The organism is Amycolatopsis decaplanina DSM 44594 (genome assembly GCF_000342005.1).
Lineage (GTDB): Bacteria > Actinomycetota > Actinomycetes > Mycobacteriales > Pseudonocardiaceae > Amycolatopsis > Amycolatopsis decaplanina.
In genome coordinates, this window is sequence record NZ_AOHO01000015.1 from 1 (window position 1) to 798 (window position 798).

The 798-nt window shown below is 63.5% G+C and carries 1 protein-coding gene; it reads left to right on the forward strand.

The window, feature by feature from the left end:
• Window positions 1-327: 327 nt before the first annotated feature.
• Window positions 328-798, forward strand: a 471-nt coding sequence (locus H074_RS01145; RefSeq protein ID WP_007028175.1) for a hypothetical protein, incomplete at its 3' end; no start/stop codon positions are given.

Sequence of the window (798 nt, forward strand, 5' to 3'; positions counted from 1 at the left end):
GCATAACGACGTTGCGGCGGCCCACACTCTTTCGCGTGCGTTGGTGAGTGAAGTCATGTGGCCCCGCGAAAAAGGCCAACTGGGTGGCGCGCGCTCAAAGGCGCGAGCCGCAGTGTTCCCGGAGCCGCCTCAGAGACCTGACCCGGTGCCGGGGGAGGGTGGTGGTTCTTCGGTGCCGGCNGTCCCCGGACGTTGAGGGCTTTCCTGGAATCACGGCCCCAGCCGAAAGGTTTCGCTCTGAAATCGGGGAAGCGAAAGCATGCGAGGACGAGCCCTGTCGCCCAGGACTTGATCAATGCCTGGGTGGAAGACCTGCACGGAGAAGAAATGACGCTGCAGGCGGTCGTGGATTTGTCCGGTGACCTGGTCAGTTTTTCTCAAGCCAGCGAGTTGTGGCGGCGTCTTGATCGGCCAGAGATTCCTGAGGATGTGCCGGGGGATGTGGTGGGCTGGCGTCCTGCACCGGATGGCACGGGTCCCCGCACGTTCCGGGATTTCTTGAACACGCGGGGAGATCTCCCGGCAGGTTTCACCCTGAAGCCGAAGGGCCGGAAGGGGGTGAGGACGAGTGTGGTCGCCCAGGGCTGGATCAATGCCTGGGCGAAAAAGCTTTACGGAAAGATGTCGCAGGCGGACGTCTGGGAACTGTCCGATGGCTTGATCGGTAAGGATCAGGTGGGGGTTTTGTGGGGAGCTATCGCGGGTGGGCCGGACGCGGGGGTGTCGGAGGGGGATGTTCCTGGGGGTGGTGGTTCTTCGGATTTGGGGGTGCTGACCCGGCCTGAGGTGGTGGGGTGG